The 10,902-nt window shown below is 40.3% G+C and carries 10 protein-coding genes; all 10 read right to left on the reverse strand.

Translation table 11 applies throughout. The annotated features are described in order from the left end of the window. Positions 1-465: hypothetical protein (locus ELAC_RS01075; RefSeq protein WP_143406397.1), on the reverse strand; the 465-nt coding region annotated here is incomplete at its 3' end. After that, positions 462-1,196 carry a M48 family metallopeptidase gene (locus ELAC_RS01080; protein ID WP_098037434.1) on the reverse strand — a complete coding sequence of 245 codons (735 nt, stop codon included), beginning with the start codon at positions 1,194-1,196 and terminating at the stop codon, positions 462-464. The genes ELAC_RS01075 and ELAC_RS01080, both read right to left, overlap by 4 nt. Before the next feature lie 2 nt (positions 1,197-1,198). Then, on the reverse strand, positions 1,199-4,315 hold the full coding sequence (locus ELAC_RS01085; protein WP_098037435.1) for a type I restriction endonuclease subunit R: 3,117 nt from the start codon (positions 4,313-4,315) through the stop codon (positions 1,199-1,201). Beyond that, the gene (locus ELAC_RS01090) at positions 4,312-5,640 is read right to left on the reverse strand and encodes a restriction endonuclease subunit S (protein ID WP_098037436.1); all 1,329 of its coding nucleotides are present in this window, start codon (positions 5,638-5,640) and stop codon (positions 4,312-4,314) included. The genes ELAC_RS01085 and ELAC_RS01090 overlap by 4 nt, the downstream gene beginning before the upstream one ends. Before the next feature lie 193 nt (positions 5,641-5,833). Beyond that, entirely contained in the window at positions 5,834-6,934 is a 1,101-nt protein-coding gene (locus tag ELAC_RS01095; RefSeq protein ID WP_098037437.1) for a Fic family protein, read from the reverse strand. Continuing rightward, positions 6,931-9,420 carry a type I restriction-modification system subunit M gene (locus tag ELAC_RS01100; protein ID WP_098037438.1) on the reverse strand — a complete coding sequence of 830 codons (2,490 nt, stop codon included), beginning with the start codon at positions 9,418-9,420 and terminating at the stop codon, positions 6,931-6,933. Before ELAC_RS01100 ends, ELAC_RS01095 begins: the two co-directional genes overlap by 4 nt. After that, positions 9,410-9,640: a helix-turn-helix domain-containing protein gene (locus ELAC_RS01105; RefSeq protein WP_098037439.1), complete on the reverse strand. Its 231-nt coding sequence runs from the start codon at positions 9,638-9,640 to the stop codon at positions 9,410-9,412. The genes ELAC_RS01100 and ELAC_RS01105 overlap by 11 nt, the downstream gene beginning before the upstream one ends. 93 nt (positions 9,641-9,733) lie before the next feature. Further along, positions 9,734-9,940, reverse strand: coding sequence for a hypothetical protein (locus tag ELAC_RS01110; protein ID WP_098037440.1), 207 nt, complete (start codon positions 9,938-9,940; stop codon positions 9,734-9,736). After that, positions 9,941-10,297, reverse strand: coding sequence for a hypothetical protein (locus ELAC_RS01115; RefSeq protein ID WP_098037441.1), 357 nt, complete (start codon positions 10,295-10,297; stop codon positions 9,941-9,943). Between the two features lie 57 nt (positions 10,298-10,354). Further along, on the reverse strand, positions 10,355-10,902 hold a 548-nt coding region (locus ELAC_RS01120), incomplete at its 5' end, for a DUF3987 domain-containing protein (RefSeq protein ID WP_143406398.1).

The following is a 10,902-nucleotide window of genomic DNA, read 5'->3' on the forward strand; positions in this document are numbered from 1 at the left end:
GTCTAAATGGGGAGCACTCCAGTATTTGACCCGACGAAGTTCCTCCATAATCTGATACGCTTCCTTGCAATAGTTATGGACTTCGTATCTATCATTATTAAATTGATTGATTAGTTTTTCCTTTTCATCTTCTGGAAGCTGTGCAAGGGCTTGAATGTTCTGATTTGAATGCCGGTTGTATACGAACCAAGCATTTGCAAACTTTATCCAAACATCTATTCGATCTTTAAATATGTCTAAATGATTTAATGCTTCTTCAGCAGCGTTACTTAATTTTTCCGCACGCTTTTCCTTCTTCCATCTTTTAATAAGATAAGGCCCATAGAAAAAAGAAAATATGGCCAGGAGCAAAAGTATAAAAGCACAAATTCCTGAAATGAATCCGCCTAAATTACCTGCTTCCTCTGATAATACCCAATAAGGATGCGTGATAGGATCGTGTAGATTAATAATAATATTTTTCATTTTTGATTTCTTCTTATTTGTTGATCCCAGCAATCGTGTCCTAGCGGTTCACGACCAAGCTCCTCCCGATGCAGACGCCAATGAGGCATAAAATTGTCCATGTGTGCTTTAAATCGTGCATTGTGATGTTTTTCCAGTAAATGCACTAATTCATGAACCACAATATATTCTAAGCATTGAATAGGCTTTTTAATGAGTTCAAGATTGATCCAGATCCGGCGCTCACTAGTGTTACAAGAACCCCATTTTGTCTTCATTTTTTTTACGCCCCATTCTTGCACTTCAACGTTTAGAAGAGGCTGCCATTTTTCCAGCATTGGAGGGATAAAACTCTTGATTTCTTTTCTGTACCATTGCTGCAAGGCTAATTCGCGTTCTTCGGTATTACTTTGAGGTGGCATGTGGAGCTTAATTACAGATTTGTTGCATATCACTTTGACTGGCCCTGTACCCTCAATGACATCTAAGCGGTAGCGTTGCCCCAGATAGTAATGACTTTCTCCGCTAACCATCTCTCGCGGTGATTGTCGTGGCTGGTTAGTAAATTTCGCCTGTTGCTGCTTGATCCACCCCATCTTCCCAATCACGGCATATCGGACCGCCTCATCATTTACCGCTAAAGGAGCCGCTACACGCACTTTTCCATCAGGAGGGTAAACCCCAAGATGCAAATTCTTGATCTCTTTGCGCACAATGTCGACGGTAATACCATTCACATCAATCTGGTGCATCTTTAATATTCCGGTTGATTTTGAACGATATCAAGAATTTTAGATGTTAATGCATCATGAGGATCTGTCGATTCACCCATATAAGTGCCAGGTTCTTCGCGCACCATAAAGCCTTGCCGTTTAGTCAGAGCACCCTTGATAGCATTCTGGACTTTGATTCTCTTGATGCGGTTATTGCGCCAATCGTCTTGTCGGTTTTTGATTACGGCTTCATGAACAGCCAGGGCTATTTCTTCACTTTCATCCAAGTTGTCGTAAAGAGCTCGTTGGCCAGCCGTATTTACTGAGGATGGATAGTTTGCATTGTTTGCAGGGTTCTGTACCTGCTTGGTTAATTCAATGACCTTAGCCAAATAGGTTTCGTAATCGATTGCTTGCTGCCTCCGCTGTTCTATAAGTGCGCTTAGCAGCTCTGACATTTTTTCATAATATTTAGGATTGATCGGGTGTTCGTCGATGATCAATTTTCTAACATTGTTCTCAATCGTTTCGGCAACAGCCTCTTTCTTCTGCATACCTTTAGGGAGGGATTGGACAGCGTCGGGACCACGCTCAACAATGAGTTGAATCAAGGATAGATCATCGAAAGCCGAGATTTTTTCGCTCTCTTCTGCGCGAATGTAAGTGTCGATGAGATGTCGCATAGCAGGTTCAAACATCTTGAGATCGATATAATCGCTGCTTGCTATTTTCACCTCGGTTCGAACTTTTTCATAGTAGTCAACTTCACTCTTGAGTAAATTAATCTCTGCTAAACTATAACCGGCTTCCTCTAATTCGTTTGCAATATTTGCAAATGCACGGATAAATGCCGCCGTCAATTTGTATAGAGCAAGACGCTTCGGTTCATTTTCTTTAAGCTGTTCAGAATTTCCGGAGTCCTTAGCGCAAAAATAATGCATATAGGCAGGCGTGTCTTTTGGCGGTTCTACCGGTTCGCAAAGGCTCTTAATAGACTCTCTTGCCTGTTCCAGACGTTCCTTTGCCGTGCTTAATCTATCCTGTAACAATCCTGCCACATCAGCTTTGTCATACCCCGCCAACGCCTCGGCAGTGTAGTCAGTCACAGATTTTTCCAAATGTTTGAAGAGATCTTTGTAGTCGATGATGTAGCCATATTCTTTATCATCTCCATCGAGGCGGTTAACTCGGCAAATGGCCTGGAAGAGGCCGTGGTCATGCATTTGCTTATCGATGTAGAGATAAGTGGCTGAAGGAGCATCAAAACCTGTTAGCAGCTTATCTACAACGATTAGTAGTTTCATTTGACCTGGCTCATCAACAAATTTCTTCTTTACTGCTTTTTCAAAAGCATCCGGATCTTGACCCGCTAGCATCTTGTTATAGATCTCATACTGACGTAGTTTTTCGGTCATTCCTTCGCCGGATTCTTCCCCCTTTATGTCTGCCGGGGATGGTTTATAAGACGTCACAATTGCACATTTGCCGCCCAAATCCGTTTTGTCAAAGAGTTCATAAAACTTGCAGGCGGAAAAAATGCTATCGCAAACAAGCATGGCATTGCCGCGTCCGCTGATTAAACGATCTCGCGTTTCCATATCCAAAAGTATGTCAGCAACGATTTTTTCAAGCCTCGACTGGCTTGAAAGGACTTTTCGAAGAGTTCCCCATCGTTTCTTAAGCTGTGCTTTGGCAAGATCAGTTAAATTTTTGGTTTTCGATGTAAACCAGAGATCAATTTTTTCTTGTGAAGTGATTTTTTGGTCAATGTCACGGGCCTCATAACGCAAATCCAGAACAACACCGTCTTCGACAGCCTCATTAAATTTATAGGTGTGGATGTAAGGACCAAAAATCTCGATACTTCTTTGCTTATCGGCTTTGAGCAATGGTGTTCCGGTAAAACCAAGAAAGAGGGCGTTTGGTAAAAACGCTTTCATAGCCTTATGCAAATCGCCTGATTGAGTCCGGTGACACTCGTCAACGAACACGAAGAGATTGCCTTTTGCTTGGAAGTTTGATGGAATAGCCCTCTTCATTTCCTCGATAAATTTCTTAATGTCTGTCCCATTTTCCTCTTCGTCCTTACCGCCGAATTTGTGAATCAGCGAACAAACGAGCCAGGGCGTTGTCTCATTTAAAGTTGAGAGCAAATCGGCACCGCTTTTGGTTCGATAGATCTTCTCATTAACTCCTTTAAAGGTCTTTTCGATTTGCTCATCTAATTCTTTGCGGTCGGTGATAATAAGAACCCTAGCGTCTGTAATATTCTCTCGAATCCATTTGGCGAGCCAAACCATCGTTAAACTTTTTCCGGAACCTTGCGTGTGCCAAATGATGCCGCCTTCTTGCCTCTTTAAATATTCCTGTGCTGCACGGATTCCAAAATATTGATTGGGACGGCACAGCTTTTTTATACCGGCATCAAAGACAATGTAGTCGTGAATAAGCTCTAAAAATCTAGCTTTGTTGCAAATTTGAGAGATGTGGCGATCAAGCGTATTTGAGATAGAACTCTCTTCTTTCCATGTCAGGTAATATTTTTCCGGGGTTTCAATAGTTCCATAGCGAAGTCCTTCAGTGTCGTTGCCCGCCATGACCAATTGAATCGTTGAGAAAAAATGCTGAATAAAGATCGATTTCTGATTATCTAAATTTTGACGAATTCCTTCAGAGACTGACACGGTAGAGCGCTTAAGCTCAATGACCCCTAAAGCAATACCGTTGACATATATAACAACATCAGGGCGTTTTGTATGTGATTTTGAATCAACTCCTTTGACGGTGACCTCTTCGGCGATTGCAAAGTCATTGTTTTCAGGATTGTTCCAGTCTATTAAATGGATCGTTTGAGTATTTTCACCTACTTCCGGGCGTACATTTACGCCATAACGCAGCAACTCATAAACGTCTTTATTTCTGTCATAAGAGCTCTTACTCTTATCATCTGCCGCTTTGCTAATGAGGTGGATTGCGCGCTTTATCAAAACATCTTCGTATCCCTGCTTTTGCAGATATTTTAGCAGCAGTTCCTCCTCAATATTTCGGTTCCCTGCTTCATCAATCCAATTTCCAAGGTAACGATATCCCAGCTCATTGCGAAATAGTTGAATAACTCTCTGTTGAGTGATTTCCTCATTGTGACCAACATTCTTCATGTTAACCGAATCCTTCCTGTAAGCAGCTCCTGCATCATGCCTTGTTTGAGCTTTCGAGCTTTATTTAGTTGCTGTTCGAGGGTAGAAATTTCGATGTCCATGTCGGAAAGAACTTTTGCAATAGCTTTTTGTTCTTCAATTGCTGGTATTAGTATTTCAATTGATTTTATGATATCGCCACTAAGATTAGGCTGCCCACCTTGTGTATAAATGTTTATTAACCATTTTTTTTTCAGCTCGAAATAGTGAAATAAAAAATCAACCTGATCATATTTAGGAATAATAGCGAGTATTGCTTGGTTGATAGCTGCATCGATTCGTGTAATTGCAGTCACCCCAGCAGTAGCACCGTATAGAGCAATTAACAAAGTTCCTTTTTTCACCATTTTTGCAGCGGAATTATTCAGACCTAAAGTAGTAATTTTCCCTTTTACATTTTTGATATATCGTTGATTAAGATCACCTGATGTAATCCAAAAAATATCGCCATTATAGTAATGGGAATTCGATGTTAAAGGTGTCCCTCCAGAATAGCAATCCGCAATTTCACCTAATTGTTTCTTTTTCCATTCGCCGATAAATCCCTGAAGGCGTTGCTTGCCAGTGAGTAACTGTTGCATGGTGGCTAGCTTGATATTGCGCTTCTTGGCAATAAGTTCATCAAGGCTGGTAATTAGTGAATCGATATCAGAGAGAGTATTGGCTATGGAAGTTTGTTCACATATTGGAGGCAATGTAACTTCAATGCTCCGAAGATTATTTTTTGAAATTCCATAGACAGAAATGCCAGTGGCAAGTCTAACCATATCAGCTCGAAAAGAAGGTATGTATTGAATATATCTTTTAAAACCATCTGCAACGATCTTTTTATTACCTCTGAGTAGAAAAGTATGTAAACCAGCTACTATTTTTTTATTATTGAGATTTGCGATTTCAAGGCTTTTCCCAATCCCTTCATAATCTTCCGATGCGTCTGCTATTATAAGATCTCCCTCTTCAAGAAAAGGAAGATTTTTCACTTTTTTTTGATGGATGCAAGGTATTGATTTTTTTGAACAATCTAAAAATGATGATGAGCTTCCATGAATATCTCCATAATGGATATACCCAATCTCACCATAGTCGGAAAGATCACTCCTTGGATTATTTGCAGTGCTCAAAAACTGAAATACCTCTCCTATGCGTATTGACTTCCACTTATCACTAAATTCAGTGAAACTATGCTTATCATTAAGAGTACGTTCTTCATTAAGAGTACGTTCTATAGAATTCTCTTTGACCTCGAGGTTATCAATGAGGATATTGGCCTTTTCTGTTATTGGCATACATTACCTAAATAACTAAATATTAATTTGTTAAATAAAATACTCAAAGAATGGCACTTTTTTATGCATGAGAAATAAGATATGCACAAAAAACGAGCAAAACGTGTGCACGAGACATAAAACATGCACAAGAAATAACGATTTCGTGTGCATAATGGATTTAAATATTCACCTTTTAGGCTCAAAAAAGCGGTCATATTTCCCTATCTCCTCGGGAAGCTCGGCCGGCATTAGCTAAAAGATCGAATAAAGCCGAATTGAGATAAAAATTTTCTTTGCCAAGCTTATGTTTGCTCAGCAATCCAATCCGAACTAATTCCTCTAGATATTTAACCGCCGTATTGCGATGGATTTGCAACTCTTGCATGACGAAATCGATTTTAGTGTAGGGGTGTCTAAAAAGATTATTTAATAGATCCTGGGTATAAATCTTAGGGAGCTCACTGCGAAGCTTATGCTTTTGATGGAGCATTAAGTCTCTCATTCCAAGAATAAGACTTACCGTTTGACGCGAGGTTAGCTCTATGCCTTCTAACATGTATAAAACCCAGGGCTCCCAAGAACCGGTATCACGTACCGCTTGAAGCAAACGGTAATAATCATTCTTATTTTGATTTATATAGCGTGAAAGGTAGAGAACTGGAGTATCTAGCAGCCCTTGCTTTACCAGATAAAGAATATTGATGATACGGCCTGTTCGTCCGTTGCCGTCGTAAAATGGATGAATACTTTCAAATTGGTGGTGAATAATCGCCATTTTGATGAGAGGGTCAGCATCGTTGAGAGTATCGTCGTTAATGAATTGCTCTAAGTTATTCATTAAGGTGCGAATTAGACCTTCATCTTGAGGCGGGGTATAGACAACTACACCTGTTTGGTCATTTTTTAGCATCGTTCCGGGGATCTTGCGAAAACCAGCACCGTTTTCTACAAGAGCCTGTTGAATCTCCAGGATGTGATTATTTACCAGAAGTCCGGTTTTTTTAACCTGCTGATATCCATTTTGAAGGGCAGCCGCATAGCTATACACTTCCTTGGCTGCAAAATTCGCAAATTGTTTCGTGGTAACGTCGCTTTTATACAACTCATCATGAGTTGTGATGATGTTTTCAATAGCCGAGCTATCTTTAGCTTCTTGCAAGGATAGGGTACTAATCAAAATGCTTTGATTGGGTATCACTCCGCTCACACCCTTTAATTCTGCAAGGGCTTGATGGGCTTTCATTAGCTTTTTTAGAATGGGCTTCGTTTCTAATTCAATGTTCAGTGGGAGACTTGGAATGGAATAACTCATGAAACAACTCCTTCACATTTCGATGTCACAGATTCCCAATCAAAACCCATTCTTCTCAAATGGTCCTCAACTTTAAGTTTGTAGCTTTCGACCTCTTGTTCAATTGTAGGTAGGGGGGTTGCATAACGCTCGGCTAGCTCATTAATTCTGCCGGATAAAAACTGCGAAACACGATTCATTTCCGTTTGAACATCATTGGACAATACTGTTAACCATTTATCCTCAATTACAAGCGTTTTTATTTCATCTTCCGTAAGTTTTCCATATTGAGCGGCAACTCTAGCCATAAGTTCATCTTGTGCATTACTCAATTTCTTTTTCGCAATAGCCTCTTTTTCAATTAAATCAAGGTAGCTAGAGAGAATGGTGCGTTCATCTTCGGCATCGGGATCTCGTTTGATCGTGGCAAGTCGAGCTTTGAGGCTTACTTTTGTCACCTTATCTTTTTCATTCTTTGCATCTACTAAAAGCCCCTCATCTCCACCATGCTCCTCATCCAGCTCTTCCATTTGCTGGAGGAGTGAATTACAATCGGTTTCAAATTGCTCTAAGAGTCTTTGCTTTTCAGAGAAATAGCGAGCAATTACAAGAAAGGGGGGAATAAAATCTGCCTTGTATTTTTTCTTGCCGATGACCAAGTCTGCCTTTTCCTTATTTTTCTTATCTTTGTCTTCAACAATCAGTCTAAGCTTATTGGCACCACACCATCCATCGGCTACAATCATGTAAATGTCGTCTTGCATCGTTTCAGCCCAGTAGGTCATCAGATGTTGATAAACATCATAGGGGTCTAATAAACTTGCCTTTTGGAAAACTTCGAGCAAACTTTCAGAAAGATTTTTGATCAAAATTTTTGGATGGTCACTATTCGCGATATTTTTCAATCGGAGGATGTTGTGCTCCTTCCATTGTAGGAACAAAGCAGTGACACTCTTGCTAAAATGGATAAATTCTTCATGTCCAAAGATCGTAGAATTAATATCATCGAGTGCAATTTTGAGTTGATTGTAGCCAGGACGATTGGCGGGAGAGAAGAGAACTTCTCGCAGACTTGGGAACACCTTCCAGTATCGCTCTAATCCATTAATGTCGCGATCAGGAATACCCCCTTTCAAATGCCCTTCAATGTCCTGTAAATCCTCAGCTTCCGTGCTGTCAATATAACGAGGGATATTGAGGTTGTATGCATTCGCCTCGATTTCGGATAAAGGTACAAGACGAGAATATTTGGCAATGTTCTGCTGATTGTTAAACGTATCTACAATTTTATGGATATCTTGATCGCGTAGTCGATTTTTGTTGCCGTCTTTTATAAACCCCTTGCTTGCATCGATCATGAAGATGCCGTTGCGTGTGTCCGCCTGTTCCTTGTCGAGGATGATGATACAAGCAGGAATACCGGTTCCATAAAACAGGTTAGCTGGCAGTCCTATGATTCCTTTGATAAATCCTCGTTTAATCAACTGCTCTCTGATTGCAGCTTCAGCGTTTCCACGAAATAGAACACCATGAGGAAGAATGATCGCTCCCTTACCTGTGCTCTTTAATGAGGCAAGAACATGCAGCAAAAATGCATAGTCACCGTTTTTAGTTGGAGGAATACCATAGTTGAAACGATTGTAGGTGTCATTGTAGGGGTCGAAACCATGGCTCCATGCCTTTGTGGAAAAAGGAGGATTAGAAACTACAAAATCGAATGTCTTTAATCCGCCGTTTGGTTGCTTAAAATAGGGATTTGATAAAACGTTATCTTTCCAAACTTCTGCCGTAGGGCAGTGATGTAAAATCATGTTCATTTTGGCAAGGGCAGCAGTCGCATTATCGTTTTCCTGGCCATATAGGGCTAGATCTAAGCCTGTATTTGAGCGAGCTTCATCATGCGCCTTAAGAAGAAGAGATCCCGAACCGCAAGTGGGGTCATAAATCGTTTGATCGGCGCTTTTCGCTGAACTAACTCCAATGACTTTAGCCATGATGCGAGATACTTCGGCAGGAGTATAGAATTGGCCTTTGCTTTTGCCGGATTCAGTTGCAAAGTGACGCATAAGATATTCATAGGCGTCACCTAAAATGTCATCTCCATCGGCTCGATTATTGCGAAAGTCTAAATCAGGAGTATTGAAAGTAGCGATGAGGTCGGAAAGGCGATCGACCATTTCCTTGCCTTTTCCGAGCTTATCGGCATCATTAAAATCTGCGACGTCAATGACACCCTTAAGCTCATTAGCTTCAGCAAGTCTTCCGATAATTTTGTTTAGTTTGTCACCAATTTCCTTATCACCCTTCAGAGTAACCATATCGGCAAAACTACCGCCTGGAGGCACTTCAATGAGAGCGTCTTTTTGACCTGCATACCTGTCAGAGACATATTTAATGAACAGCAAGACGAGGACATAGTCTTTGTATTGCGAAGCATCCATACCACCGCGCAATTGATCGCAGCTTCTCCATAGGGAGCTATAGAGTTCCGATTTCTTAATTGCCATTTTCAGCTCCTACAAGGTCTTTCAATTTTTCTGTTTTCTTGCTCAAAAGGTCTATCTGTTTTTTTGCTAATTTGGAGGGTTTCGTTTGCCCATTTTCCCATCGGTTGACGCTTGTAAAACTTACGCCTAATTTGTGAGCTAACTCCTCTTGGCTAAGCCCTAACTGTTGGCGGATAGATTTAATGCGCTTGGAATAATCATCGGGTTCTTGGTTGTTCATGCCTAAGCTCTCTAAAGTAGATTGATGGTTAAATGACATATCATATAGCAGGTGCTATATCACAAGCAAGGGAAGATTTCTTGAGCTACTCGCCTATATTTCGGCGGCTTCGCGTTCAATTTTTAAATAGTCAAGATAGTCAGCTTCGGTGATCATTTCTACTAGATAGGAAAGGCGGACGGACTCAGAGGCAGTAATGCGTCCTGCATGTAATTTTTTGAATAAATAGATTTTTTCTAAGGATTTATCTGAAAATGAGAGGTATTGCTTCTTTAGCTTTAAATATAATTTTTTATTCATTTAATCTTCCTCGTACATTTCAAATAATAAAGACTCATTTTCACGAAACTTTAAAACATAATTTAAAATATCGTTTGCTGCGGCCCGTCTAACACCTGGAGGGTTTTGAGGGTCTAAAAGCTCTGTAAGTGTATCAGCAGCTCGTTTGGATTCAATTTTCAACTGTTCAATAGATTGAGTCCCTATTGCACGCCGCATTCTCCAGAGCTCTCTTTTGAACTGAGGATTTTTCATCCATTGATAGAATGTTTGTTTGCTAATCCCAGCTTCAGCACAAGCTTTTTCAATATTTAGCTGGGTGCAAAAAATGGGAAGTACTGATCTTTGCTTCGGCGATAAAACGTCATCATTCGTCATCTTTCGTCAACCTCCTTTCCTAAAGTTGAAGGTGAAATAATAAAAATCTCATAACCACTAGGGTTCAAAAGGTTCATAAGTCCCTTTTGGACCTTTTGAACCCTCGTTTTCATCAAAAAGTTTTGGGTGAAGCCAATACTTGACGGTGGATCTTCCTCTTGTTTTTATTGGCGTTGCAAGAAGACAATCTTTTCCGATCAATAATTCAATAACTTCTCTAACTTCTTCTGGATCGGTTAATCCAGTCCAATGTTTGCCATGATATACATCTCTTACAGTAAATGGATTTGGAATTTCTTCATTTCTTACTCTTCGGATAAGATCCTGGGCTGCTTTCAGAACCGCATTTGTACTGCTATTATAAATGCGATATGCATGGCTTTCAAAATAGTCCAACCATAGTAAAGCAGATTTTAGAGACTTAGTTGAAATGGCTTGAGGATAAAGACCCAAAAGAGCTTGGTCTAGATGCTCAATAATCAGACAAAGGCTAGGGAGAAGCTTTTTATATTTAGATAAATGTGCTTCCAAGTAGGGAGGAAGCTTGCCTGATCGAATTTTGTTTTCAAAAACCTGTTGCCATGGGTCTGTCAAAAAAAATGTGT

Source organism: Estrella lausannensis, from assembly GCF_900000175.1.
Lineage (GTDB): Bacteria > Chlamydiota > Chlamydiia > Chlamydiales > Criblamydiaceae > Estrella > Estrella lausannensis.

Coding starts and splice junctions, on each gene's coding strand:
- ELAC_RS01080 (WP_098037434.1), bottom strand. CDS start 1,196: ATGCACCAGATTGATGTGAATGGTATTACCGTCGACATTGTGCGCAAA.
- ELAC_RS01085 (WP_098037435.1), bottom strand. CDS start 4,315: ATGAAGAATGTTGGTCACAATGAGGAAATCACTCAACAGAGAGTTATT.
- ELAC_RS01090 (WP_098037436.1), bottom strand. CDS start 5,640: ATGCCAATAACAGAAAAGGCCAATATCCTCATTGATAACCTCGAGGTC.
- ELAC_RS01095 (WP_098037437.1), bottom strand. CDS start 6,934: ATGAGTTATTCCATTCCAAGTCTCCCACTGAACATTGAATTAGAAACG.
- ELAC_RS01100 (WP_098037438.1), bottom strand. CDS start 9,420: ATGGCAATTAAGAAATCGGAACTCTATAGCTCCCTATGGAGAAGCTGC.
- ELAC_RS01105 (WP_098037439.1), bottom strand. CDS start 9,640: ATGAACAACCAAGAACCCGATGATTATTCCAAGCGCATTAAATCTATC.
- ELAC_RS01110 (WP_098037440.1), bottom strand. CDS start 9,940: ATGAATAAAAAATTATATTTAAAGCTAAAGAAGCAATACCTCTCATTT.
- ELAC_RS01115 (WP_098037441.1), bottom strand. CDS start 10,297: ATGACGAATGATGACGTTTTATCGCCGAAGCAAAGATCAGTACTTCCC.